This window comes from Paenibacillus polymyxa (assembly GCF_018614975.1).
Classification (GTDB): Bacteria; Bacillota; Bacilli; order Paenibacillales; family Paenibacillaceae; genus Paenibacillus; species Paenibacillus polymyxa_E.
Genome location: NZ_JAGGNR010000008.1, coordinates 183,193 through 210,118, shown reverse-complemented (window position 1 = coordinate 210,118; position 26,926 = coordinate 183,193). Strand labels below are relative to the sequence as shown.

20 protein-coding genes are annotated in these 26,926 nt (G+C 45.6%); 15 read left to right on the top strand and 5 right to left on the bottom strand.

Annotated elements, in window-relative coordinates:
• Nucleotides 1-32: 32 nt before the first annotated feature.
• The 3 genes from J7E78_RS04320 (at nucleotide 33) to J7E78_RS04310 (ending at nucleotide 4,886) form a co-directional block, all read left to right on the top strand.
• The gene (locus J7E78_RS04320; RefSeq protein WP_215075095.1) at nucleotides 33-1,016 is read left to right on the top strand and encodes a LacI family DNA-binding transcriptional regulator; all 984 of its coding nucleotides are present in this window, start codon (nucleotides 33-35) and stop codon (nucleotides 1,014-1,016) included.
• Between the two features lie 382 nt (nucleotides 1,017-1,398).
• Nucleotides 1,399-2,877: a glycoside hydrolase family 32 protein gene (locus J7E78_RS04315; RefSeq protein WP_215075094.1), complete on the top strand. Its 1,479-nt coding sequence runs from the start codon at nucleotides 1,399-1,401 to the stop codon at nucleotides 2,875-2,877.
• A gap of 26 nt (nucleotides 2,878-2,903) precedes the next feature.
• Entirely contained in the window at nucleotides 2,904-4,886 is a 1,983-nt protein-coding gene (locus J7E78_RS04310) for a sucrose-specific PTS transporter subunit IIBC (RefSeq protein WP_215075093.1), read from the top strand.
• Nucleotides 4,887-5,077: 191 nt separating this feature from the next.
• Here J7E78_RS04310 and J7E78_RS04305 read toward each other — a convergent pair whose 3' ends face one another.
• Nucleotides 5,078-5,977 (bottom strand): manganese catalase family protein, encoded by a 900-nt coding sequence (locus J7E78_RS04305; protein WP_215075092.1) that lies wholly within the window; start codon nucleotides 5,975-5,977, stop codon nucleotides 5,078-5,080.
• Nucleotides 5,978-6,108: 131 nt separating this feature from the next.
• Nucleotides 6,109-7,836: a cellulase family glycosylhydrolase gene (locus J7E78_RS04300; RefSeq protein WP_215075091.1), complete on the bottom strand. Its 1,728-nt coding sequence runs from the start codon at nucleotides 7,834-7,836 to the stop codon at nucleotides 6,109-6,111.
• Between the two features lie 261 nt (nucleotides 7,837-8,097).
• On the opposite strand from J7E78_RS04300, the gene J7E78_RS04295 reads away from it, so the two are divergent.
• The 5 genes from J7E78_RS04295 (at nucleotide 8,098) to J7E78_RS04275 (ending at nucleotide 16,008) form a co-directional block, all read left to right on the top strand.
• Nucleotides 8,098-8,928 (top strand): amidohydrolase family protein, encoded by an 831-nt coding sequence (locus J7E78_RS04295; protein ID WP_215075089.1) that lies wholly within the window; start codon nucleotides 8,098-8,100, stop codon nucleotides 8,926-8,928.
• A 365-nt stretch (nucleotides 8,929-9,293) separates the two neighbouring features.
• On the top strand, nucleotides 9,294-10,736 hold the full coding sequence (locus J7E78_RS04290) for a 6-phospho-beta-glucosidase (RefSeq protein ID WP_215075087.1): 1,443 nt from the start codon (nucleotides 9,294-9,296) through the stop codon (nucleotides 10,734-10,736).
• Between the two features lie 385 nt (nucleotides 10,737-11,121).
• The gene (licT, locus tag J7E78_RS04285) at nucleotides 11,122-11,952 is read left to right on the top strand and encodes a BglG family transcription antiterminator LicT (RefSeq protein WP_215075086.1); all 831 of its coding nucleotides are present in this window, start codon (nucleotides 11,122-11,124) and stop codon (nucleotides 11,950-11,952) included.
• A gap of 212 nt (nucleotides 11,953-12,164) precedes the next feature.
• Entirely contained in the window at nucleotides 12,165-14,054 is a 1,890-nt protein-coding gene (locus J7E78_RS04280; RefSeq protein ID WP_215075085.1) for a beta-glucoside-specific PTS transporter subunit IIABC, read from the top strand.
• Nucleotides 14,055-14,538: 484 nt separating this feature from the next.
• Nucleotides 14,539-16,008 (top strand): Msr family ABC-F type ribosomal protection protein, encoded by a 1,470-nt coding sequence (locus J7E78_RS04275; RefSeq protein ID WP_215075084.1) that lies wholly within the window; start codon nucleotides 14,539-14,541, stop codon nucleotides 16,006-16,008.
• 143 nt (nucleotides 16,009-16,151) lie between these two features.
• Here J7E78_RS04275 and J7E78_RS04270 read toward each other — a convergent pair whose 3' ends face one another.
• Nucleotides 16,152-16,742 (bottom strand): biotin transporter BioY, encoded by a 591-nt coding sequence (locus J7E78_RS04270; protein ID WP_215075083.1) that lies wholly within the window; start codon nucleotides 16,740-16,742, stop codon nucleotides 16,152-16,154.
• A gap of 112 nt (nucleotides 16,743-16,854) precedes the next feature.
• On the opposite strand from J7E78_RS04270, the gene J7E78_RS04265 reads away from it, so the two are divergent.
• From J7E78_RS04265 to J7E78_RS29245, 4 genes are all read left to right on the top strand, one after another.
• Nucleotides 16,855-17,709, top strand: coding sequence for an ATP-binding cassette domain-containing protein (locus J7E78_RS04265; protein WP_215075082.1), 855 nt, complete (start codon nucleotides 16,855-16,857; stop codon nucleotides 17,707-17,709).
• The gene (locus J7E78_RS04260) at nucleotides 17,694-19,433 is read left to right on the top strand and encodes an ATP-binding cassette domain-containing protein (RefSeq protein WP_215075081.1); all 1,740 of its coding nucleotides are present in this window, start codon (nucleotides 17,694-17,696) and stop codon (nucleotides 19,431-19,433) included. The genes J7E78_RS04265 and J7E78_RS04260 overlap by 16 nt, the downstream gene beginning before the upstream one ends.
• Before the next feature lie 130 nt (nucleotides 19,434-19,563).
• The gene (locus tag J7E78_RS04255) at nucleotides 19,564-19,863 is read left to right on the top strand and encodes a hypothetical protein (RefSeq protein WP_036608432.1); all 300 of its coding nucleotides are present in this window, start codon (nucleotides 19,564-19,566) and stop codon (nucleotides 19,861-19,863) included.
• A 262-nt stretch (nucleotides 19,864-20,125) separates the two neighbouring features.
• Nucleotides 20,126-20,278: a hypothetical protein gene (locus J7E78_RS29245; protein ID WP_251034809.1), complete on the top strand. Its 153-nt coding sequence runs from the start codon at nucleotides 20,126-20,128 to the stop codon at nucleotides 20,276-20,278.
• Nucleotides 20,279-20,671: 393 nt separating this feature from the next.
• Here the strand turns inward: J7E78_RS29245 and J7E78_RS04245 are convergent, their stop codons facing one another.
• Together J7E78_RS04245 and J7E78_RS04240 are read right to left on the bottom strand one after the other, a co-directional pair.
• Nucleotides 20,672-22,189 (bottom strand): sensor histidine kinase, encoded by a 1,518-nt coding sequence (locus J7E78_RS04245; RefSeq protein WP_215075080.1) that lies wholly within the window; start codon nucleotides 22,187-22,189, stop codon nucleotides 20,672-20,674.
• Nucleotides 22,189-22,902 (bottom strand): response regulator transcription factor, encoded by a 714-nt coding sequence (locus tag J7E78_RS04240; protein WP_397330455.1) that lies wholly within the window; start codon nucleotides 22,900-22,902, stop codon nucleotides 22,189-22,191. Before J7E78_RS04240 ends, J7E78_RS04245 begins: the two co-directional genes overlap by 1 nt.
• Nucleotides 22,903-23,098: 196 nt before the next feature.
• Between J7E78_RS04240 and J7E78_RS04235 the strand changes: the two genes are divergently transcribed.
• The 3 genes from J7E78_RS04235 to J7E78_RS04225 all read left to right on the top strand — a co-directional run bounded on the left by J7E78_RS04235 (nucleotide 23,099) and on the right by J7E78_RS04225 (nucleotide 26,911).
• The gene (locus J7E78_RS04235; protein ID WP_397330468.1) at nucleotides 23,099-25,258 is read left to right on the top strand and encodes a glycosyltransferase family 39 protein; all 2,160 of its coding nucleotides are present in this window, start codon (nucleotides 23,099-23,101) and stop codon (nucleotides 25,256-25,258) included.
• 278 nt (nucleotides 25,259-25,536) lie between these two features.
• Nucleotides 25,537-26,523, top strand: coding sequence for a glycosyltransferase family 2 protein (locus J7E78_RS04230; RefSeq protein ID WP_215075078.1), 987 nt, complete (start codon nucleotides 25,537-25,539; stop codon nucleotides 26,521-26,523).
• On the top strand, nucleotides 26,516-26,911 hold the full coding sequence (locus J7E78_RS04225; RefSeq protein ID WP_215075076.1) for a GtrA family protein: 396 nt from the start codon (nucleotides 26,516-26,518) through the stop codon (nucleotides 26,909-26,911). The genes J7E78_RS04230 and J7E78_RS04225 overlap by 8 nt, the downstream gene beginning before the upstream one ends.
• Nucleotides 26,912-26,926: the final 15 nt, after the last annotated feature.

The following is a 26,926-nucleotide window of genomic DNA, read 5'->3' as shown; positions in this document are numbered from 1 at the left end:
TAAACTAGCTAATAGAAATAAGAGGAGTCTTTATGAATAAAACGATTTCTGATATCGCTCAGATGGCAGGTGTGGCAAAAAGCACGGTCTCTCGCTTCCTGAATGGCGGATCGGTAAGTGAAGATACACGCCAGAAGATTGAGCGTATTATCAAACAATACAACTATGTTCCCAATACATTTGCACAGAGTCTCAAGGCGAAGAAGACCAGTATTATCGGTACGGTAGTTCCGCGACTGGATTCTTTTGCAACATCTCAGACGCTGATAGGAATTGATGAAGAACTGAGAAGTAATCAATATCAGATGCTGATCGCAAATACGAGTCAGGACATGCAGCGCGAGATTGATGCCATCTATGATTTTGCACGACAGAAGGTATCGGGTATTATTTTGCTGGCTGCTGAAGTGACTGAAGCACATCTGAAGGCCGTTGAGGATATACGGATTCCGGTGTTACTGGTGGGGCAACAGCATGAGCAACTGCACAGTCTGGTTCACAATGATGACCAGGCAGGTTATGAGATGGGCAGATATGTTGTCGAACAAGGTCACCGCAAGATCGTGTATATGGGAGTTAGCGAGAAGGATCGAGCGGTAGGGATCTATCGTAAACAAGGGTTCCAGCGAGCAATCGCTGAGTGTGGTGGATGTGAAGTGAAGTATTATGAGACAAGCTTCAAGATGTCTGAAGCCATCGTTACCGCTGAAGCCATTCTGAAAGAGATCACACCAACGATCATTGTAGGGGCCACGGATAATATCGCACTGGGTGTGATGAAGATTGCGTTCTCCAATAAAATCCGCATACCGCAAGATTTGTCTGTTACGGGATTTGGCGGATATGATATTACGGAGATGATTCACCCCACGCTGACTACTGTGAAATATCATTATTTGCAGGCAGGTCAAGTCGCGGCAAATCACATTATTCGTCTGGTCAAAGGCGAGTCGGTAGAGGAACGAACAACACTGGACGTAGAACTAATTCCTCGAGAAAGCGTTGACAAATTATAAAAACATCCTTTATGATAATTCCATCGAACCGGTTCCATTCTGAATGTGAAATTCGGATATGCGAACTTGGTCAGGCATTTATGCCAAATGGAATTATTTTTTTGCGACCAATGGAACCGGTTCCTTTATTTTGATTTTCGTATAAGTTAAATAAGAAATAAACATGATGGAGAGGGCAGAAAAAATCTGAAGAAACGGAGTGTTCGCTTAAAGCTTTCTGTAAGAAAGCTGCTTCGGAAGCATAGGCTATCACCGGATTTCACCCTTTAGAAAAGGGATAAGGAAATCTGGGAATAACAGCGATCGGAGGATTGTTCTGCCATCGTAGTCCCAGTGTGAAATTTCTTGGTCTAACTTATATAAGCAAGAATGGAGAACAGCTATGAAAATGACTAGAGAGCAGCGCTACAGACGAATTGAGCAAGCGGAGCCTGGAGAGATTGCGAAGCTTGAAGCACAGATATCCGTATGTCCTTGGCGACAGAGTTATCACATTCAGCCGATAACAGGTCTGCTCAATGATCCTAACGGCTTTGCATATTATCAAGGCTATTATCATCTGTTCTATCAGTGGTTTCCACTTGGAACAGAACACGGTATGAAATACTGGTATCATACCCGCTCAAAGAATCTGGTGAACTGGGAAAATGTCGGGATTGGAATTGAACCGGGTGGCAGATATGACTCACACGGAGCTTATTCCGGCAGTGCGATTGAAAAAGACGGCAAGCTGCAATTGCTGTACACAGGCAATACGAGGGATGAGGCTTGGGTCAGACATCCGTATCAATGCTTGGCAGTGCTGGATGAAAGCGGTTCAGTAACCAAACTGAATGATCCCGTGATCTCGTCTGTGCCAGACGGATACACGGAACACTTCAGAGATCCCAAGGTGTGGCAACAAGGAGACACGTATTATTGTGTAATCGGAGCGCAGCGAACAGATGAGACGGGATGTACGGTGCTGTATCGCTCCATTGATCTGAACAACTGGGATTTTCTGGGTGAAATTCGTACGCAATTAACCTCCTTTGGTTACATGTGGGAGTGCCCGGATTATATGGAGATGGACGGGAAAGGTGTACTTGTCTTTTCCCCGCAAGGCTTAGACGCTGCGGGAGATCATTATCAGAATATTTTTCAATCCGGTTATCTGATCGGTGAGCCGCTCAATCTCCAGACGAGAGAATTCAAACATGTTGAATTTCAGGAGTTGGATCGTGGATTCGACTTCTATGCTCCGCAGACTATGCAGGGCCCGGACGGAAGACGTATTCTGGTTGGTTGGATGGGACTTCCCGATCTGGCGTATCCGACAGACGATAGTGGCTGGGCTCATTGCCTCACCATTCCTCGGCAGTTGTTACTCCGAGACGGGAAGTTAATCCAACAACCCGTTGCAGAGATGGTCGAATTGCGTCAGCAGGAGAAGGGCACTCATATACGTGCAAAGATTGACAATGAGAGTCGATCTTTCACTGGTTTTAATGGGATTGCCTATGAGCTGATATGTGAGATAAGCCATGTAGATGCAGAGGTTGTAGGCATCGAATTCCGGGCAAATGGAGCTGAGAAAACGGTTCTTTTGTATGATCGGATTCAACAGAAAATTATTCTGGATCGGACGATGTCTGGTGCCGAGTTAGCAGAGCAGAATGGCGTTGTACGACAGTGCACGCTTACTACTACAGACAAGATTAAGTTCCATCTGTTCGTAGATTCATCTTCGGTTGAGGTCTTTGTGAACGATGGGGAAGAGGTCTTTACCAGCCGGATTTTCCCAAGCCGGGACAGCGTGGACATTCGTTTCTTTGCACGCGGAGGTAAAGCTGATTTTGAAGCAACTCAATGGCATTATTAAGTATTACGTGAGAGGAATGAGATAACATGTCGGAGAATCAACGGATTGCCCAGGAAGTCATTCATGCCATCGGGGGCAAAGAGAATATCGCATCATTTGCACATTGTGCAACACGTCTTCGCATCATGGTGAAAGATAAAGAAAAGATTGATCAGAAAACGGTCGAGAACATCGAGAAGGTGAAAGGCGCCTTCTTCAACTCAGGTCAATATCAGATTATCTTTGGTACGGGAACAGTGAATCGAATCTTTGAAGAGGTTGAGAAACTGGGCATCGAAGGATCGTCCAAGGATGATGTGAAGAGTCAGGGGAAAAAGGAAGGAAACGCTTTTCAACGGGCTATCCGCACGTTTGGTGACGTATTCGTACCCATCATTCCCGTACTGGTAGCTACAGGACTGTTCATGGGATTGCGCGGATTACTTACCCAGAATGAAATTCTGGCTTTATTCGGTGCAACACCGGATGATATCTCGGCCAATTTCCTGTTGTTCACTCAGATCCTGACGGATACGGCCTTTGCATTTCTGCCTGCGCTTGTAGCTTGGTCTGCGTTCCGTGTATTCGGGGGAAGTCCGGTACTAGGTATCGTACTGGGGCTAATGCTGGTCAATCCGGCATTACCGAATGCTTACGCGGTGGCAGATGGATCAGCACAGCCGCTGCATATGTTCGGTTTTATACCTGTCGTGGGTTATCAGGGATCGGTTCTGCCTGCGTTCTTCGTAGGTTTGATTGGAGCCAAATTTGAAAAGGTATTAAGAAGACGGGTGCCTGAGGCACTGGACTTAATTCTGACTCCTTTTATTACGTTAATCGTCATGATTACGCTCGGACTCTTCGCAATTGGCCCAGTGTTCCATTCTCTTGAAGAGTGGGTGCTGCATGGAACAACCGCCGTATTGGATCTTCCGTTTGGCATCGCAGGTATTATCATTGGATTCTTCCATCAGATTATTGTCGTTACTGGTGTACATCACATCTTTAATTTCCTGGAGATTCAGCTACTGGAGAAAACGGGATTTAACCCATTCAACGCCATCATTACCTGTGCCATGGCTGCACAAGGAGCGGCTTGCCTTGCCGTAGGTCTGAAGACCAAAAACATGAAACTTAAAGCACTCGCATTACCTTCGTCCTTGTCCGCATTTCTGGGCATTACCGAGCCAGCCATCTTCGGAGTTAACCTGCGTTATATGAAACCATTTATTATGGGACTGGTTGGTGGTGGTGTGGGTGGTTTCATCGCTTCCTTGTTCCATCTGCAAGGTACAGGCATGGCTGTAACGGTTATTCCGGGAACATTGCTCTATCTGAACAGTCAACTGCCGTTGTACATCTTGTCCAACGTGGTTGCTATGGCCATTGCTTTTGCACTTACCTGGTTCTTCGGATATAAGGATCAACCGGTTGCAGAAGAATCGGTAAGCCATGACAACAGCGGAGTAACATCAACTGAAGTTAAAGCAGAGGACTCTAATCCGCGTATTAATTCAATTACCGATGCCGTTACAAGCAATCGTCCTAAAGTAGATTTTCTCGAAATAGCTTCACCAATGAACGGTACCGTCGTTGCTCTGGAGCAGGTTCCTGACCCGGCGTTCTCGGAAAAACACATGGGTGAGGGCATTGCCATTGAGCCATCAGAAGGAAAAGTGTACGCACCGTTTGATGGTGTCATCGCACATGTCATGAACAAGAGTAAACATGCGGTGATTCTGGAGCATGAGACAGGTGTACAGATGCTGGTTCATATCGGAATTAATACGGTTGGACTAAAAGGAAACGGTTTTACCGCGCATGTGAACAGCGGAGATCGTGTAACTGCAGGACAACTATTGATTGAATTTGACATGGATGTCATTCAGGCTGCGCGGCTGCCGTTGATTACACCTGTACTGATTCCAAGCGGAAATGAAACCATTGCGACTGTTACAGCAACATCAACAGGTCGTGTGCAAGCAAATGGGGAAGCAGTACTGGTTGTGAAATTTACTGAGCCACAATAGTGACATGTAAAGTGGGAAGCGGGTAGAGATTCATCTCACCCGTTTCCCTTTTTTTATGCATACCGGTTTTGAAATCAAAGAAAATTGTCAGTGATTTAACCAATCCTAGAGGAGTCAGCACGCACAAGGTATTCCCATTTTAAGGGTACCAATTTACGCCCTTATGAATAAACAAATGTCATTTTGTAGCTCTACAGGCCAGCGTGCCGTTTCAGCCGCTCTGCAATCTGCATCAGATCTTCCGCGGATATTCCTGGCGCAAATTCTTCCGGCAGATCAGGCAGCTCTGGTATTGGCCCTCCATAACCCGGCAAGCCGGCAAAAGCCTCCAGTTTGCCACCATCGGTTGGGTGTACTCCTTTCCAGATCTGGGCAATGCCCTGATAATCCTTGTCGCTGAACGTGTACAGCCTGCGATGTTCTCCCATAGCTTCCCATTTCCGCGTTGTTTCAAAAGTTTTGTTATCCAGTCTTGGAATAGGGAACATCTTTGTTACATCCACACCCGTTGCAATCTCCAATGCCTTGGCATAGGCAAGAACATGCACACCTCCACGTACAAGCAGGTAACCTGTCATTTCTCGGGCTGTCTTGTTGTCCGTCATTTCGTAGACTCTCATTTTGTGGGTTCTGGCGCCGCATTCAAGAAAGAAATTATGCAGAAGATCGAAGATCAGATTGCCACTGCTCACGACGTACGAACCATTCCAGGGTCTTCCCATGGAGTCATAAGGGAGGGCTGTCTGAGCCGATTCGATAAAATGTGAAGTCATGCGTGCGTCTTTGCCTACACGCAGCGGAGTGGAGTCCGGAGCGCCTGGTGAAGTTGAACCTTCAAGCATGAGGTTAATCGTATTGGCGACAAGTTCGACATGGCCGAATTCTTCAGCAGTTATACTCGCGACGATGTCGTAAAAGGGACGTAGTTTGGACCTGCCTCTGAAATTGAAAGATTGAAACATGTAATTGTTCAAGGTGGACATTTCTCCGAATTTTCCACCCATCAACTCTTGAACAGCGCTGGCACCATTGGGATCCGGATTATTCGATATGGGTAGTTCGATGGCAAGACGGTCTACACGTTTAAACATGATATTTCCCCCTCAATCCTAGTTAGTGTAAAGGTATGAAGGGGCACTTGTACGTTATTCGATCAATTGTGAAACAAAAACAAAACGTTCTGCCAGAGCTTTAAGCTCTGAACAGAACGTTAGAAGAGTTCTTATTTGGAAGCTACGCCAACAACGCTGGTTCCATTTTTCGTGATTTTGTACGTCAGCACATCTCCATTCCAGAAATGGAACTTAAGCGTGACTTCGCCATCATTGGTTTCATTGAAGAAGTTAGGTTTCAGCTCAATCACATTACGTTCGTAATCTGGGCTAAATGTGTAGGAGAATTCTTTGAACGAAGTCCAGTTCTGTGGACCGGCGTTCTCTCCGTTTGCATAAGTTGCTTCCATCGTGGCGAGCTGATTGCCGTTAAACGTAGTCGGAATGGCAAATGCACTGGTTGTACCAGTTGCGTCGTTCAACTTAGGTGTGTCATATTTAATGATATTGAAGTTCCAGTCAGCACCTTCATTGAATCCAGCCGTGAGTGTGGCATTTACACCCAAATCACCAGAGGCTGTCAATTTGGTTAACAGATTGGATTTTAACGTAAGTACATCTTTTCTGATTGTATAGTCTTTACCTCTAACAAGAGGGGTAGTGCCATTTTTCAACGAATTGAATTTGTTGCCGTTCAGATTGAGTTTTACTTTTTTATCTTGAATGGTTTCATGTTGTTTAAGGTATACGAGGTCCGTTTCAGCTGTGGATGAGCGACCTGTCCAGCTTGCTTTCATCGTATCAAATAGTTCCTGATCAGACCAAGTAAAGCTTGTGCGTCCGAAGTGCTGTCCGTTGTCCCACAACATCGTTGTCATCTGTTTTTGACGCAGATATTGTCCAACAAATTCGAAGAATTTCAGTTTTTCGCCTTGCTCAATGACACCTGTGTGCTGGTCAAACCCAAGCAAGCCATACTCACCGACGATAACCGGAATGCCTTTTGCTGTGAAAGCATTGTATACCCGATCGAATGTGTCGGTAATGTCTTTTTGTACTTCCTCGTTATACTTGGTGTAACCTGCAATATTCACACTGAATGGCCAGAACCCGTAGTAGTGAACGGTTGCAATAAGATTGGTGTCATTCAATTTTTGAATGGTCTTATTCAAGGCTTCCAGATCCGGTTGAGCAGAAGAGGTATGCATCGTTGGAAGGACAAGCGGACGTGTCTCGTTGTTTCCACCCGAAGTTCTTACTATCTTGTGAAAAGAAGTATTCAACTCGTCCAGCATACGATATCCAATCGCTGCATCCGTTGTGCCGCCTTCAGAGAAACGTGGTTCGTTAACACTTTCGAACATGAGTTTATCGGATGCATCTTTGAATTTGTCCGCAATCTGAGTCCAAGCAGCGTTGTAACGTGCAAGCACGTTGTCATGGTCTTTCTCCATGTAACTGATCCAGCGCCAGGAATCGTGGTGAAGATTGATCATGACGTAGAGATCCGCATCAAGCGCCCAGTCTACTACTTCCTGAACCCGATTCATGTAAGCGGAATCAATTGTGTAGTCGGGTGCGTCACCGATATGAGCTTCCCAGGTCACAGGGATACGGATACTGTTGTAGCCCTCAGCTGCGATCGACTGAATTAGTTCCTTCGTAATGCGCGGGTTGCCCCAGGCAGTCTCATCTTCACCAACGGCGTCCAGAGAGTTACCCAGATTCCAGCCAGGCTCCATGGCGTTCACGTAGGTCTGCATTTTGCTTGGCGCGGCTGAGGTATTGGCCTGTTCGCTGTTGTCAGTTGCAGCTGAAGCCATAGCGGAGGAGAAGAGAGATAGAATCATGGCAGTCACAAGCGTAAGAGAAAGGACTGATTTGCGTTTTTTTTTCATTAATATAGTCTCCTTCGAATAGAGAATGGTTGAACGTGAATAGCGGTTAAGCAGGGTGAAAATAAAGCTCAACGCAAACAAAAATTCACTTGTTTAATACTGGAATCACCACCGATTTATGTACTGAAAGCGTTTTCGTAAATTTACTATATCACGATTTAATATTGGACAATACCTGCACAATTGGAATAAAAATCATGTGAAAATCAGTGATTGCTTTTTAATGATAATTAGATTTGAATACCCTGGGAGGGATCTAATATGAAGCTGGATGCACATCAACATTTCTGGGAATACAATGTCGCCGAGTACGGATGGATTGGCGAAGAGATGAAAACCATTCGTCAATCTTTTCTTCCGGAAGATCTTGAACCTTTATTGGTCCAATCCGGACTGGATGGATGTATTGCGGTACAAGCCAGACAATCACTGACAGAAACCGAATGGCTTCTGCAGCTAGCAGATCGGCATGAATGTATCAAAGGTGTTGTCGGATGGGTAGATCTTTGTTCGGATGAAGCTCGCAATCAGCTTGGACTGTTCGCGTCTAATCCATATCTGAAGGGTGTACGTCATGTCATACAGGATGAACCTGATCTGAAGTACGTATTGAGAGGAGACTTTCAGCGTGGGATTTCATTGCTTAAGGAGTATGACTTGGCCTATGATCTGTTGGTATCCAAGGAGCAACTGCCTTATGCCGTTGAATTGGTTAAGACGTTTCCTGAACAGCGATTTGTACTTGATCATCTAGCCAAACCCGATATAAAATCAGGTATACTCTCACCCTGGAAAGAAACACTTGAGTCATTGGCCGCACAACCTAATGCGTACTGTAAACTTTCAGGGATGGTGACGGAAGCAGACTGGGCAAATTGGACTGCAAAGGATTTTACAGCCTATCTGAATATCGCCATAGAAGCCTTTGGTGCGGAACGGTTAATGTTCGGGTCCGACTGGCCCGTGAGCAACGTTTCAGCTACGTATTCTGAAGTATACGGTCTCATAATGAATCACATTAATACCCTACCTATATCAGATCAACAGATGATTCTTGGCGGCACCTGTGCTGCGTTCTATCAAATATCGTAGTGGGCAATCCGAAGCTAAACCGGTTTCAAGAAGTTGACAACTGTTCTGATTCTTGCTAAAGTTTTATCCAATCCGCATAATCATGATCTGGGAATGTTACCGATATGGGCATAACCTGAGCTGGCTTGTTTACACAATTTCGTGTATCCAGGCTGGTTCGGGTTTTTTCTATTTAAGTTGAACAAACGATTTTGCACGAGACGACTGCGCGGCCAGAACAATCTTCCAATCGCTGTTATCTCCAGATTTTTTCTGTCCTCTCCGTTTATGTGTAATTGTGTAGTTCAACTTAAATATTTTGTCTTTTTAATATTTTTCAGGATTTGAGCGGGTAGCTGAATTACATATTTGGAAGGAGAATGATGATGACGAATTTTAAATTTCCTAAAGACTTTCTGTGGGGTGGAGCCATTGCTGCCAATCAGGCGGAAGGCGCGTATCTGGAAGATGGCAAAGGGCTAAGTATTGTTGACTTGCTGCCAACAGGAGAGAACCGAAGAAGTATTATGAAAGGTCATGTTCCGGCATTTACGCCGCTCGCTAACGAGTTCTATCCTTCACATGAAGCGATCGACTTCTATCACCGTTACCCTGAGGATATTGCTCTGTTTGCAGAAATGGGATTCAAAGCACTGCGTGTCTCCATTGCCTGGGCACGGATTTTCCCGACAGGAGAAGATGCACAGCCAAATGAAGCCGGATTACAGTTTTATGATAACTTGTTTGACGAATTATTGAAGAACGGCATTGAACCTGTGGTTACATTGGCTCACTTCGATGTGCCTGTGCACCTGATCGAGAAGTATGGCAGCTGGAGAAGTCGTGAACTAGTAACCTTATTCGAGACGTACGCTACAACGGTATTCACTCGGTATAAAAACAAGGTGAAATACTGGATGACATTTAATGAGATCAACATGCTGCTACATCTTCCGTTCCTTGGGGCAGGGCTGGCGTTTAATGAAGGGGATAACATCAAGGAAATTCAATACCAGGCTGCTCATCATCAACTGGTTGCAAGTGCATTGGCAGTCAAGGCATGTCATGAGATTATTCCTGGTGCCATGATTGGGTGCATGCTCGCGGCAGGAAGCTTCTATCCGTATACTTGTAATCCGGAAGATGTGTTCCAGGGCATGGAAAAAGATAGAGAGTCCTATTTCTTCATCGATGTGCAGTCACGTGGGGAATATCCGGGTTATGCCAAACGTTTCTTCAAAGATCATGAGTTGAACATTGTTATGCAGCCGGATGATGCGGAGATCTTGAAGAATCATACCGTAGATTATATCGGTTTCAGCTATTATTCAAGTCGTACAACCAGTACCGATCCGGAAGTCATCAAAAATATGACCAGTGGTAATGTATTTGGCTCGGTAGCCAATCCATATCTGGCGAAGTCCGAGTGGGGCTGGACGATTGATCCTAAAGGATTCCGTATTACCGCCAATCAACTACATGATCGTTATCAGAAGCCGCTGTTTGTTGTTGAGAATGGATTTGGTGCCAATGACGTGGTTACACCGGAAGGTGAAGTGGATGATGCATACCGGATTGACTATCTGAAACGACATGTAGCTGAAATGGGTGAGGCCATTCAGGATGGGGTGAACATCATCGGTTACACCAGCTGGGGACCAATTGATATTGTAAGTGCATCCTCAGGTGAGATGAGAAAACGTTATGGCTACATTTACGTGGATCGTAATAATGAAGGTCAAGGTGAGCTGACACGACTGAAGAAGAAGAGTTTTGAGTGGTACAAAAATGTGATCGAATCCAACGGAACAAACCTGGGTGACGCCTAGTTTATATTTTTCTGAATTAAAATGGTCTTGTACGGGAATAAAACATCGGAAGTTACATCTATATAAATTGAATTAAACATTTACACAAAACGGAGAGGACAGAAAAAAGATAGAGAAGTGTAAATATTCTCTAGTTCAATTTATATAACCATGGGACTTCCGATTGTCCACATATTGAAAGCGTTGACATATAGTCAGGTTCGCGCTATACTTGACGCAATTATATCGTTTCTGGGATTGTTACTACTCGAAGTAGGCAAAACCTAAGCACCAAAAAAAGCAGACCACCATGTCTTGTTTATTTTGTGATGCTTCAGGTTTTTTTTGTATGCCCAAAAGACGATGTATAACTGCCAAGAGAGTGGAACGTGACGGGGGGATTGAAGTGAAAATAGCAAAGGTTATCAACAATAACGTCATTAGCATCTATCAGGCGGATGGAGCAGAGCTTGTGGTGATGGGACGTGGGATTGCCTTTAAGAAAAAGCCGGGGGATAAAGTAGACGAGACCCGCATCCAGAAAGTATTTGCATTGAAAAACAAACAGACATCCGATAATTTCAAAATGCTGCTGCGTGAAGTTCCGATGGAACTGATTGAAATCGTGGAAGAGATCATCACGTATGCGCGTGAGAATCTGGGCCGAAAGCTGAATGAGAACATCTATGTATCCCTTACGGACCATATTAACTTTGCGATTGAACGCTATCGGGAAGGGGTGGAGATCAAGAACGCATTAATGTGGGAGATCAAGCAGTTGTACAAGCCCGAATTCGAACTGGGTCTGAGGACGCTGGAACAGATCAACACCCGAATGAATATTGAGCTTCCACCCGATGAAGCCGCTTTTATTGCCCTTCATATTGTTAACGCAGAGATGAACGAAGAAGTTATTACAACGATGAACATTACGAAGTTTATCCAGCAGATTATTAATATAGCGAAATATCATTTCAAAATGGAATTTGATGAGGACTCTCTCAGTTATTTTCGCTTTATCACACATCTGAAGTTCTTCTCCCAGCGTGTGCTCAGTGGTACGCATTACGACAACAACTATGATCATTTCTATGACATGATTAAGGAGAAACATCCAGATGCCGCAGCGTGTACGGAGAAAATTGAGTTGTTTGTCAAAAAGGAATACAACCATGAGTTGACCAATGAAGAAAAATTGTATCTGACGGTTCATATCGAACGAGTGGTTAATCGATAATATTTAAATGTTGACAAAAATGGTTTAATTATAATAATATGTAATTAACAGGAATTAAATACGATTTAACTGGGATTGTTACTGGTTATGCAGGCAAAACCTAAGTCATGAGAAGGTCAGGACCATTGTGTCCCCCTTGTTCAAGGCTTAGGTTTTTTGCGTGCAAAAAAATCGGTAAAGGGCCTGTTTGAGAAAAAGTGGGGGTGCAGATCATGAGTCAAGAGAAACTGGCCAAAGAGATTGTAGAACTGGTTGGCGGTGAGAAAAATGTGGAATCGCTGGTTCATTGTGCAACACGATTACGGTTTGTATTGAAGGACGATGCCAAGGCAGACAAAGCCAAGCTGGAGAAAACAGAAGGCATCATCGCAGTCAAAGAAAATGGAGGACAGTTCCAGGTGGTTGTTGGTAACAAGGTGCCTGAAGTTTATAGTGCCATTGGACAGATCAGTAACATTCTGGACGATTCGTCAGATAAAGAAAAACCTCGCAAAGCAGCCAAAGGGCTCGGGGGTATTATCGATATCATATCCAGCATCTTTGCACCACTTCTGGGAGTTATGGCGGGAGCCGGTATTCTAAAAGGGTTATTGTTGATTGCAAGCAATATCGGATGGCTGGAAACGACAGAAACAACATATACGATCCTGTATGCAGCAGCAGATAGTCTCTTCTACTTCCTGCCTCTGTTGTTAGCGGTTACAACAGCACGTAAATTCCAGGGGAATATGTTTGTTGCGATGACGATTGCAGGAGCACTGATCTATCCGTCCATCGTCACGTTGAAATCAGAGGGAACACCAACGGATTTCTTCGGTATTCCTGTGATCCTGATGAACTACTCATCTACGGTTATTCCTATTATTTTAGCTGTCATCGTCATGAGTAAATTGGAGAAACTGTTTAATAAAACACTTCACGATAGTATTAAAAACTTTGTTACACCTTTATTTTTGCTAGTGATCATGGTACCTCTGACATTGCTTGTATTTGGACCATTTGGCGTATACGTCGGTAATGGGATTGCAGCAGGACTTGTTGCGGCGTTTGGGTTCAGTCCATTGCTCGCAGGGGCAGTGATGGGTGCAAGCTGGCAGTTGCTCGTTATCTTCGGGGTACACTGGGGTCTGATTCCTGTATTTATTAATAACGTTGCTGTGTATGGGCAGGATGGTGTGAAGCCGGCTGCGACAGCATCCATCTTTGCGCAAACGGGTGCTGCTTTTGGGGTTATGCTGAAAACCAAAAATAAAAAGCTGAAAACGCTGGCTGGGTCATCAACATTGACAGCATTGTTCGGTATTACCGAACCGGCGATCTATGGGGTAACATTACCACTAAAACGTCCATTTATTGCAGGAGTTATCGGTGGTGCAGTTGGTGGAGCTATCATTGGTCAATCGGGTACATTGGCATTTGCATCCGGCGCACCGGGACTACTGACCTTGCCAATCTTCTATGGACCAGGTGGACAAGGCTTCCCGGGATTGATTCTGGGTATCGTAGTATCCTTTGTTGTTTCGGCTGTACTAACGTACATTATGGGCTTCAAAGATCCGATTGAAGAAGAAACAAAAACCGAACCTGCTGCATCTGCAGAGCAACCTGTTCGTGGAGCGAATGCTTCGGACGAAATTGTATTTAGCCCAATCGAAGGAACGATTGTTGAATTGTCTGAAGTTCCAGATCCGGCCTTTGCATCGGGTGCAATGGGTAAAGGGATTGCGATTGAGCCAACTGTAGGCAGAGTTGTAGCGCCTTTTGACGGTACAGTTACCGTTGCATTCAAGAAAAAACATGCCTTGGCTGTAGTATCAGACACCGGTGCTGAAATATTGGTTCACGTGGGAGTTGATACCGTTAAATTGGATGGGCAGCATTTTGTTTCCCATATCAAAGAAGGTGATCGGGTCCAAGCGGGAGATCTGTTGCTTGAATTCGATATTGCACAGATTAAGGCTGCTGGTTATCACACGGTAACGCCGATTATCGTAACGAATTCCGCCAACTACGAGGAAGTAATTCCACAGGCTACAGGTCAGGTTCATAGCCAGGAACTTCTATTGAAATTAAGTAGCGGTAATGACCAGGAACAAAAGTAGATTGATGTACTAATCTGATGGTTAGTGTTTTCATCGTTCCGTTGACATGGTGGAATTGGAAAATTATAATTAGTACATCTATACATGATAATGAAAGGTGGATTATTGAACATGACACATGCAATGAGACTGTACTTCCTTCCTTTGAATCGGTAATTAAATACGTTCAAAGGCTCTGACTATCGGTTCAGAGTAAACGGGATCAGTCTGTCATTTTCAATCATCCTGACCTTAAAATAAGTGTTTTACTCGCTTTCCCGTTTACGTTGAATCACAGGCCGTGGCCTGTGATTCTTTGTTTTTTTCTTCTGATTATCTTAATCAGGTAAATAAATTAGGTAAAGGCACTCAATACAGACTACTGGAGGTAACCGCTATGATGACGTTACTGTTCTATTGATACGAGCTGGCACGATCAGCTCGTATCGATAGAAGCGTGCTTCGCTATCGATACGAAATAAATTTTATTTCGGAGGTAGCGAATATGGAAAAGATATGTTTTGAATTAGAACAGGTTGAGATGACCTATATGGATAAAGTAATACTGAACATTGAGCGACTGGCTGTGCATCAATTAGATCGCATCGGTGTAGTAGGTGGTAATGGTCAGGGTAAAAGTACATTGTTGAAACTCATTGCGGGACAGATCCAGCCAACAGCCGGAAAGGTAAAACGTTTTGCAGAGTTCGGGTATTTGGAACAAGTTGAAGCACCTCAGCCTAATGGGAATCTGGAAGTTGACGGGGCTTTACTCAGTAAATTAGCCATACCTCAACATGATCAACCATGGAGTGGCGGAGAACAGACCCGTCTAAAACTGGCTCAAATGTTCACTCATTATCATGAAGTACTGTTACTGGATGAACCAACAACACACCTGGATCAAGAGGGCATTACATTTTTGCTGGACGAATTGCGTTATTACTATGGGGCGCTTGTGCTGATCAGTCATGATCGTGCGGTTCTGGATGAACTGGTGACCACGATCTGGGAAATCCATCAAGGTGAGGTTCACGTATATTCCGGCAATTACAGTGACTATCAGGCACAGAAGAGGCTTGAGCGTGAACAGCAAAACCAGGCCCATGAACAGTTTTCCAAGGAGAAAAGACGATTGGAGCTGGCCGCCCGGGAAAAGATGAAGAAAGCCGAGAAAATAACACAGGCCGGAAGCATGTCCAAAAAAGAATCCAAGGCAAAAACAAACCGTATGGTTGAAACAAAATCCAAAGGCACCAGTCAAAAAGCGGTACACCGCGCAGCCAAAGCGATTGAACAGCGGATGCAACAACTTCATGAGGTAAAAGCAGTGAAAGAGGATCGGCCTATGATCTTCCGTCAGCCAAAGACACTGGAGCTACACAATCGATTTCCGATTATGGCAGATCGTCTTACGCTTGAGGTAGAAGGTCACGTATTGCTGGAGGATGTAAGTTTTCAGGTTCCATTAAAACAAAAAATAGCGATAACCGGAGCCAATGGCAGCGGGAAAAGCACATTGCTTAACCATGTTTTCCATGCTGGAGATCACATCACGATGTCTCCAAAAGCAAAGCTTGGTTATTTTCAGCAAATGAGCTATCGTTTCACGACAAAAGAGACCGTATTACAATTCCTGAAAAATCGTTCGGAATATGAGGAATCAGAGCTCAGAAGTGCGTTGCATGCGATGCAGTTTACGGGTAATGACTTGCTGAAGAATGTTGGGACATTAAGTGGAGGAGAAGCGATTCGTCTTCAATTATGTCACTTGTTTCTTGGACAATATAACATTCTATTGTTGGATGAGCCGACGAATTTCCTTGATATGCATGCATTGGAAGCGTTGGAGCGTTTTATCAAGGCCTATGAAGGGACGATTCTGTATGTATCTCATGATCAGAGGTTTATTGAAAATACAGCGGATCAACAATTTCAGATTATAGAGCGTCAATTAATTCAGGTGTCTTTATAAATTGAACTAAAGAACATTTACACGGATCACTCTGATGACAGAACAACCTTAGAGGAAGAGAAGTAACGAAAACCGCCAAAATGATTTTGGCGGTTTCGTCGTTTTCAAAGATAGGCAGATCAGTTACCTAATTGTAGCTTCTATTAAGAATCCGCTTTTATAACCGTTGAATGCATGTTACCTGTGAGACGTTGTGGTGGGAAAACCATGCGCACGGGCGCAATGATGATGGCAGCAAATACAGCTTTGATCAGATCCCCAATAATGTAAGGATAAAACCCTTGAATCATGGCCTCAGGTAAGTCCATTTTGTATGCATAGGCAAGCCAAGGTACACCCGAGACATACACGAGCAGTGAACCAAATAGTTCAAATACAACAAAAGCGAGAATGAATCCTGTGACACCTTTGATGTTGATTCGTGCAAGCAACAGTCCAATCAATAATGCGGAGAACGGCCACATCATCACATATCCTCCGGTAGGTCCAAGAAGTACTGCAAGGCCTCCAGTCCCGTGTAGCAAGGGGAATCCAAGAGCGGTGAGCAGAACAACCATGGTAACGCTTAGAAAACCATAGAGTGGACCAAGTAATCCTCCGGCCAGCATGACAGCCAAGGTCTGTAATGTTATCGGTACTGGGGAGAAGCCAATGGGTATGCTTATGTAACCAAAAAGTACTAAAATTGCGGCCATAAGTGCGCTGAATACAATGCCTCGCAAAGATAATTTCATGTTTGAACAATCCTCTCCATTTTGGTAATATGATTGTTAACCAATTATATAAATGTGGTTAACGATTAGGATCGTACCACATAACAATAGAAAGGGAAAGGACTAATTTACGATGCAAGGCAACCTGCCTATAATTACATTAGAAGATGTTCGAGTGCATTATGCTTCCGAAGGTAGTCAGGTGAGGAAAGCGCTGGATGGTGTCTCACTTACGCTGCATCAAGGAGAATGGGTTAGTATTGTAGGGGCGAATGGCTGTGGGAAAAGCACACTCGCTGGACTACTGATTGGATTCATTCCACTATCTGGAGGGGTACGGGATACCTCGGATGAACTTACCGTTCGGGGTGTACTGCAGCAACCGGATGCACAGGTACTAGGCGATACGATTGAAGAGGAGTTTCATTTTGCGCTGTCACCATTGATGGATTCTGTAGAAGAGCAATTGGAGCGCAGGCAGGATGCATTACATACCGTAGGACTTCAATATCCCCCGGAGAAGGCTGTCTCACAATTATCCGGTGGACAGAAACAACTGCTTAATATTGCTGTAGCGCTCGCAGCCAAACCGAATGTATTGATTCTGGATGAGCCAACAGCCATGCTTGATCCGGGAGCAAGAGACCGTATCGAGGCCATCGTTCAGAAGATTACCCAGCGGGGGACAACGGTGATCTGGATTACACACCATCTGGAGGAAGCAACCCAGTGTGATCGAATCATTGCTATGGAGAGGGGACGTTGTGTGTACAACGGGGCGCCAGAGTCCTTTTTCTATGAAACAGAGTTTAATGAGAAGGCTACTCGGGAAAATGTACAGCTATCTCCCTGTGAACGGTTAGGGTTGGACCCTCCTTTCACTGTAAAAACTGCGTTATTGCTCAAGCAAAAAGGTATGATGCCAGAAGCCATGCCACTGCGACCTGAGCAACTGGCTAAGGAGGTCGCACGTTGGAGATCGAGCTAACCAATATACGTATAGAAGCATCGGAATCGGGCAAACGTGCACTGCTTGAAGATGTGAGTGTACAGTTGAACAGTGGGGAAATCACCTTGCTGCTGGGCTGCACGGGTTCAGGAAAAACGACTTTACTACAGACATTGGCTGGTCTGAGACCGCCCGATGCAGGAATTATCACATTGAATGGCACACCTTTCTGGAAAGAAGGAAAAGTGCCGCAGTCGATTTTATTGCAAACGGGACTATTGTTTCAATTTCCGGAACAACAACTGTTTGCCCGAAGCATTCAGCGTGAATTCATATATTCTCTACGTCCCTATCGACTTTCAGAGAATCAGCAACAAGAGCAGATCACAAAAGCATTGAACCAATGGGACCCGCCAGTATCCTCGGAGTTGGACCGGCGTTTTCATCTGGACAGGTCGCCATTTGCTCTAAGTGGGGGAGAGAAGCGCAGACTAGGCCTTGCTCTCGGAAATGCGACCAACCCACACTGGCTTCTGCTGGATGAGCCGAGCGCCGGGTTGGAAACGCAAAGTGTCGGGCTTTTGCAGGATGCACTGGAGCAGCATCGTCTGGCAGGTGGTGGAGTCGTGGTAGCAACCCATGATCTGGATACATTCTTGCCTTGTGCGGATCGAGTATTGTTGTTGCAGGAAGGCCGTCTAATCGCTGATCTTACGCCGAGAGAACTTCACAAAAGACCTGAACTGCTGGAGCAGACAGGGATCGGACTGCCGCCATCGATGAGACTGGCACAGCAGTTTAGGACTGCAGGCCTTGATCTGCCTTTTACCGGGATGACGCCAGAGGAGATGGCTGAAATTATTGTTCAGTCTACGTTAGTTGAGGTGGGAGTTCAGAACGAATCGAAAGCGGCATCGGGGCCAGCGATTAGGGTGGCAGAGAGAGTTACGATGGAAAATATAGAAGCGGACGATCCGAAGCTTCTTCCGAACACATGGACTCATTCAGGCGGATTATATGGCGTCATGGATCCGCGTCTGAAATGGATTTTGTATATTTTGCTGGTCACCGCAGCTATGATTCAACAGCGATGGCTGGGATTGACGTTAACACTGGTGCCGGTAGTAGCAGCACTTGCCGTACTCCCGCGTCAGACTTTGGCTGGATGTATGAAGTTATTGAAGCCATTATTATTCTTTTTCATCATATCAACGGCGTTATCGGGGACAACTCTTTCAACAGAGGGAGGAGGTCTGCACTTTGGCTTTTCCTTGATGCAGGCGGAGGGTACTTTGCTGAACGTGTATCGTTTGTTTATCGTCACATTGGCAAGCCTTTGGTTTTCGTTGACAACGCCTTATGGGCGAATGGTAGAAGGGCTTAACTGGGTACTCGGTATCGGTAAAAAAATCAGGCTGCCCGTAGCTTCGTTTGCTCTTGCTGTTTCGTTAATTTTTCGGTTTATCCCGATGATCTGGAGTGAGTGGCAGCGATTCTCACTGATCGTACGGGCACGTGGAAAGGCAGCTTTAAGACCAAATACCGTGCGAATTCGTGACCTGGGTCCGATGGTGATTCCCTTGTTAATGGCACTGTTCCAACGTGCAGAGGATATGACTATTGCGATGGAAATGCGTAAAGTTAGAGAACATTCTTGGCTTGGAGCACGTTCTTCGTTATTAGTATGGTCCAAGCGCGATACCTGGATTAGCATGGCTGGCCTCATTGGTTTTCTAATGTTAGTATGGATTCGCCAATTGTGATGGCGATGATGATCTTGATGGATAACAATCATAAACGGAGTGTTTTTCCAAAGATCATGCATAAATGCGTTTGTCCTCGCTCACAATAAGTGGACGTTGGTCATCTGAAGTGGGTCAGGAGGGATAAACGATGAAAGATAAGTTTTTGCGAGAAGAACGGCAAGAATATACCGATGTGTCTACGGTGGAGTCGCAGCGAAATGATATCACACTCGAAGAATTCCCGGAGGGTCCTTACGGTTCATCTTTACTATCCGAGTCTCTTGGGAAAAGTTCTCCGTGGCGGGTGGACCAGCGGTCTGCACATCGTTTTGACTATGAAAATCATGAGCTTCACGAGGGAGACGTAAGGGATTATCCAGGGCAGGATGTTTTTGACGAAACGGTTCCGGATAATGTGTCCAAGCCTCAATATACGGAAGAATCGTAATGAAATTTTGAGATGAAATAGAGTATAGCCTCTGACAGGATTGTCCTGCTCGGGGGCTATTTTTGTTGAGGTATTTTAAAAACAAATCTCTGCAAATTCCACAATATGGGTTATTATTAGGGAAGCTAGAGATTGAATGAGGGGAGAGATGACATGAGAGAAATCGATTATAGTCATTTCTTGTCTCCTGGATGATAGCGGAAAGTTAGATGAAGTTATTGGCGTGGTTCCGTTACTTAGATCAATCGGAGGTATATATCTAATGGAGGTTTCTTTATTTAAAGCAGATTTAAAAGATGCAGTGACTATTCATGAAATGAAAGTCACTGCATTTATGCCTTTGTTGGAAAAATATCAGGATTTCATAATTCATCATCTTGAGGTTGCTGTTGGTGGAATTAGAGTCGTAAAATAAGATAATCAAATCTATAGTATGTACCTTCTTACAAGAGAAAGGAAACTGTTATTTGTATGAAAAGATAGGCTATAAAAAAACGGGTGCAACAAAAGCAATGAACGAAAAAATGACAATGGTATTTTATGAAAAGCATTTATAGGCTTGAAATCCTTGAATAAGACGCCGCAGATTCGTTAGCCTGGCAACCTTGGGCTACCACTATACTAATCGGACACAAATAAAGAATCCCCCTTTCATTTTTCAACCGAAATGAAAGGGGGATTCGCCATGTAATGAAGAGCGGAATTAATGTGAGGATCAGAATGAAGATGAAAGAAAAGCAACGTTTGGAGAGCCAGCCAAGAGGTTACATAGAGCTTGCGTATAGCCAACTTGGAGCCTGCGCTCAGCTTAGACATCAGTCTTATACAGCGGCATCAAAATCATAAATTCCGTTCCCAAGCCTGCCTGACTTCGCACCGTAATCTCTCCACCATGCGACTCGACAATCGAGCGGGTAATGGCTAGACCGAGACCTGCGCCACCTTGTTTGCGCGAACGAGAACTGCTTGTGCGGTAAAATCGCTCAAAGATATGCGGCAGATGTTCAGGTTCAATGCCTGTGCCGTTATCCTTTACTGACAATTCAGCCTTATGGTGCGTGGCATACAACGTTATGGAGATGGCTCCATGCTCTGGATCGGTGTGCTGCACCGCATTATGGAACAGATTCAGCACAACCTGCTTCAACTTGTAAGGGTCAGCCAGTACATACACTTCAGCCGTCAGATCGAGATGAATGGATCTTTGCTGAGCCATCATGGCAAGTTGTGGTTGCATTTCGAGCAGCAGACTGTCCAGCTGAATGACCTCACGCTCCTGCTTCGGAGCCTGATCCAGCTTGGTCAGGAGCAGTAAATCTTCAACCAGCTTGTTAATTCGTACGGATTCGCCGTGCATGCTGTCCAGCGCTTTGTACAATTGATCTTGATTGGTCGCTGCGCCCCGCTGCAGAACTTCAATGAAGCCGTGAATGGAGGTAAGCGGAGTACGAAGCTCATGGGAAGCATCGGACAAGAAACGCTGCATCTGTTCTTTCGATTCCCGCTCCGCTTCAAACGAGTTCTCCAGCCTTTCAAGCATGCCATTGAATGAAACTGCGAGCTGATCCACTTCTTCTTGCCCTTGAACGACGGGAAGGCGTTCTGCGAGACTGCCCGCATCGATCTGCTGTACTTTATTCACCATGTTGGACAGAGGAACCAGCGTCCGGCGCAGCACCTTGGTATACAGAATAAGACCGGCTACCATGGCCAATAGCGATAACATGATGAAGATCAGAAGTTGTTTAATAATCAGATCTCTTAGTGGTCTCGTAGCCGTGCCCATCTGTACCATCGGTAACCCGCGATTACGTGGACCTGGTGAGGCGAAAACAATTAATTGCTCATTCCCTTGGTTATCCGTGACGATCCGGTAGGGAATGTGTTTTTGTTCTTTCAACTCATCTGTAATGTCCTGATATTCAGCGGTTGATAGTTGAGGGGCTTTCAGACTGTCCTCTCCAAAAACATCCTCGAACGTACCTTGGTTATCAAACAGGGCCAGTGAACGGTCAGGAATAAACAACACCCGATTCCCAGACCCGTTTCCTGCCTGTCCACCAAAAGGATTGTTGGAAGAGCCGTTACGTGACTGGATTCCGAGCCAAACCGGAGGCATGGACATGAGCTGTTCTTCCATGGTTTTTGCCTGATTCCGGTAGAGAAAGCTTTCCATGATCCAGAATTGTAGAATACCGATTAACAATAACAGCCCGGCAAGCACGAAGAGGGAACGTGAGAGCAATTGAGAACGTAGTGAATGAGGCCAGATCCATTGGTGGAGACGTCTTAAACGAAGTTTATTTTTCTTAGGCAGCGAGTTCATCAGAGATCCACCCTGTACCCGACACCTCGAAGTGTGCGAATGAGTTTATGCTCTTTATCTCCGAGTTTGTCGCGCAAGGAGCGAACGTATACCTCCACAATATTTTCTTCCCCGCCAAAATCGTAGCCCCACACCCGACTCAAAATGGTCGCTTTACTCAGTACAATCCCATGATTAAGCAAAATGAATTTTAGCAATTCGTATTCGGTAGGAGATAACTCCAAGACCTGATTCTGATAGGTGATTTCTTTGCGCTGATCATCAATTCGGAAGGGACCGTGGGTGACGGCTCCTATTAATAAAGGAAATTGATTACGAAGTCTGGCCTGAATCCGGGCGAGCAGTTCGTCGAAGGCAAAAGGTTTGATCATATAATCGTCAGCACCTAACCAAAGGCCCTTAACCCGATTCTCGACTTCATCCTTCGCTGTCAGCATAATTACACCAACCTCGGCACCGGTCTTACGCAGACGCTCGACCACTTCGAATCCATCCATCTCTGGCATCATGACATCCAGAATTGCCATATGTGGCTTGAACTCAAGCGCCAACTCAAGCGCAGTCGCTCCATCCGGTGCCGTGCGCACATCGAAGCCTTCATTACTTAATCCAAGCTCCAGAAATTGCAAAATATGTGGTTCATCATCAGCCAATAGTATTTTAACTCCGCTGCTAAGCTTCATAATGTGCGGCTCCTCCTTGCTTGCTTCCATCTATAGTTCTCCCTCAATTGAGAGGGACTGTATGTTGTATTATCGCTTGCCAAACTGAAATTTAGCTGAAAGGATTGTGAATTATCCTCAGACAACATTCAGCGGGCACTCATCCCAGTTTTATTTTGGCATGTCACAATACTAGACATGAAGAACTAATAAGGAGTGATTAACTTTGAATAACACCAAACGAAGGATGGATCTTGTTCTTCTGCCGATTGTATTACTGGCGGCATTTCTGAATGGGTACGGTATCTGGAACGACCAATATGCCAATTCCTATTATACGACTGCCGTTGGGAGTATGCTCAGCAACTTCCATAACTTTTTCTATGCTTCACTCGACTCGGCAGGCTCGGTCACTGTAGATAAACCACCTGTTGTCTTTTGGATCCAGACGGCCTTTGCCTATGTCTTTGGATTGCACGGATGGAGCGTTATTTTGCCGCAGGTATTAGCGGGAATCGCTTCGGTGCTCCTGATTTATTTCATGGTGAAACCTACATATGGTCTTACAGCAGCACGAATCTCGGCACTTGCGATGGCAACTGTGCCTGTTGCAGCGGCAGTCAGCCGGACCAACAATATTGACAGCATGCTGGTGTTTACACTACTGCTGGGTTCATGGTTTTTGTTCAAAGGCAGTAAGCAAGGCAGTGCTTGGAAAATTCTGGTTTCCTTTGGGTTAATAGGCGTAGCCTTTAATATGAAAATGCTTCAAGCCTACATGATTCTCCCGGCTTTTTACTTGTTCTATCTGCTCGCATTTCAGGCGAAGTGGAGAAGGAAGATCATCCTGCTGATCGGCAGCACAGCGGTTCTGGCGGTCGTTTCCTTATCCTGGGCGGTCACTGTGGATTCTATACCCGAAGACGAGCGGCCTTATATCGGCAGCAGTGAAACGAACTCGGTCATGGAACTCGCCTTTGGATACAATGGCCTGGCTCGCCTAACGGGTCAGCAGAATACCGCAGGTAATGCAGGTATGCCAAATGGTATCGGACAGGGAAATAATCGGGGCAATCGAGGAGACTCGACTTCAGGCCCTAATCAGATAGGCAGTGGTGATCCTGGCGCTGGGCAAGATGTCAATGCACCGGATAACGATAATATGAATGGTTCGAACGGCTTGAACGCCATAGGTGGCATGAATGGGCCGAATGGCAATTTCCCGAACGGGCAGATGCCGAATGATATGGAAATGCCAAATGGAAGAGATTTCGGCAGAGGCATGGGAGGAATGTTTGGTACGGGGGAGAAAGGTCCTCTGCGTCTGTTTCAGACTGAACTGTCAGGTCAAGCCAGCTGGCTTCTGCCAGTTGTGCTGCTTGGATGCATTGCCATATTTGCAGGATTAAGACGGAGAAATATAACCCGCAAGCACAAGGAGGCCTTGTTCTGGCTGGCCTGGCTGCTTCCCGTTGCTGCCTTTTTCAGTGTGGCAGGTTTCTTCCATCAGTATTATCTGATTATGCTTGCACCTCCAATTGCGGCGCTGACTGGCGCAGGATTTGTAGCGATGTGGAAGTCATATCGTGATCGCAATGGCTGGCAGGCATGGTTGCTTCCGGTGTCCGTGTTACTGACGACTCTGTTCGGCTGGTATATCATGCAGGTGTATAACGATACGATTGGTGCAGGCTGGTCCATTAGTGAATTGATCGCAGGCATTCTGGTCACGGTCATCCTAATCGTTATGCTTCATCGCACACATCAATGGAAACAGGGCTTCATTATCGCGGGATTCATAGTGATGCTGATCGGTCCAATTTACTGGGCATTCACCCCAATAACTTATGGTGGCAACAGCATGATTCCGGCAGCAGGACCTACTGGTTCCAATGGTATGTTTGGTGGAGCAGGAATGGGCATGCCGATGGGTAACGGTGCAGGAGACACAGAAATGCCTACAATGGGTGGGCGTGGCGGAATGGGCAACCGTAACGAAGAAGTCGATACAGCTATACTGAATTATCTGAAAGAGCACAATACAGGCGAAACGTATCTCTTCGCCACTACGGACTATAATCAGGCAGCACCTTATATCATCGATGAAAGAGCAGCGGTCATTACGCTTGGAGGTTTCTCCGGCTCAGACCCGGTTTACACAACAGAGGAACTGGAACAACTCGTCAAGAGCGGACAAGTGAAATACTTCATGGTTGGTGGCATGGGTGGCCGCGGTGGGAACTCGGATATTAGCGATTGGATCAAAGAACACGGAACCGAGATTCCAGCCTCAGAATGGCAGACAGGCACCGACAGCGGATCCATGGATAACGGTGATACGGAGAGTGAAGCTGGACTTGGATTTGGATTCGGCGGACAGACCACCTTGTACGAAGTGAAATTGTAGCTATATAAATTGAACTTGTCATTTACACGATAACGGAGAGGACAGAAAAAACCTGAAAAAGCGAAGCGTTCGCCTAAAAGCTTTCTGAAAGAAAGCTGCTTCGGAAGCATACGCTATCACCGGATTTTCCCTTTATAAAGGGAATCAAAAAAATCTGGGAATAACAGCGATTGGAAGGTTGTTCTGTCATCGAAGTGTGCAGTGTAAATATTCTTTAGTTCAATTTATATAGAGTGAAAATCTCGAACGAAGTCCATTGGAAAAGGGAGGGGACAAACATGGCTCACGCGTACCGATATAGCATTATTATTCCCATGTATAACGAGGAAGCGGTGATCGAGGAGACTTATCGGCGTCTGAAGAAGGTCATGGGCAGAACAGGAGAGAGCTATGAACTGTTGTTTGTCAATGATGGCAGCGTGGATCGAAGTGCACAGATGATCCGTGATTACGCCCGCTGGGACGAGAGTGTGAAACTGATTGATTTTGCCCGTAACTTCGGACATCAGATTGCGATAACAGCGGGCATGGATTACGCAGTGGGGGATGCGGTGGTTATTATTGATGCGGATCTGCAGGACCCTCCCGAACTGATATTGGATATGATCGCCAAATGGAAAGAGGGTTATGAAGTCGTATATGCACGTCGCACCAGACGAAGCGGGGAAACTCGCTTCAAGAAATGGTCGGCAAGTCTGTTCTATCGTGTACTTCGTGCCTCAACGGATACGGATATTCCGGTAGACACCGGAGATTTTCGCCTGATTGATCGCAAAGTATGTGATGAGATGAAACGTCTCCCGGAGAAAAACCGGTTCGTGCGCGGGTTGGTCAGTTGGGTCGGATTTCGTCAGACTGCGATTGAATATGAACGTGATGAACGTCTGGCAGGCGAAACAAAATATCCGCTGAAACGCATGCTGAAGCTAAGCCTGGATGGCATTACTTCATTTTCGTATAGACCGCTCAAGCTCGCAGGTTATGTAGGTGCGATCCTGTCGGTTGGCGGTTTCATCTATATGTTAACGGTTATTGTGTCGGCCATATTTACGGATTCAACGATTAAGGGATGGCCATCCATTGTAAGTATCATGCTGATGTTTAACGGATTCATCCTGATCATGCTGGGCATTCTGGGCGAGTACGTTGGCCGCATCTATGATGAGACCAAGGCGCGTCCGCTGTACATTGTGAGAGATGTGGTTCAGGCCGAAGGCCAGCAAGTGCAATCCCGATTGACAGCCCGAGTTGCTCATCATGACTAAACGTCTGGTGACACTCTTCAAGTTTGGTATTGTGGGTGTTGCAAATACGGCAGTGGATGCGGTGGTGTTTGCTTTGCTTGCGGTGGTCGGTGTACCGGTTCTGATGGCTCAAGTAATCTCGTACAGCTGCGGCGTTGCGAACAGTTATTGGTTGAACGGCAGGTGGACTTTTCGAGATACGGCACGAGGGGGCGGCGATAGAGCGAAACTTATTCGTTTTCTAATCACCAATCTCATCGTTCTCGCGTTATCCGCCCTTATTCTGATGACTTTGCACGATATGCTGGGTTGGAGTCTCGTGATGAGCAAGATCCTGGCGACCTTGATGGGGATGGTTCTGAACTATATGGCCAGCAGATATTGGGTGTTTCGTATAGCTACCAAATGAAAGGAGTGTATGATG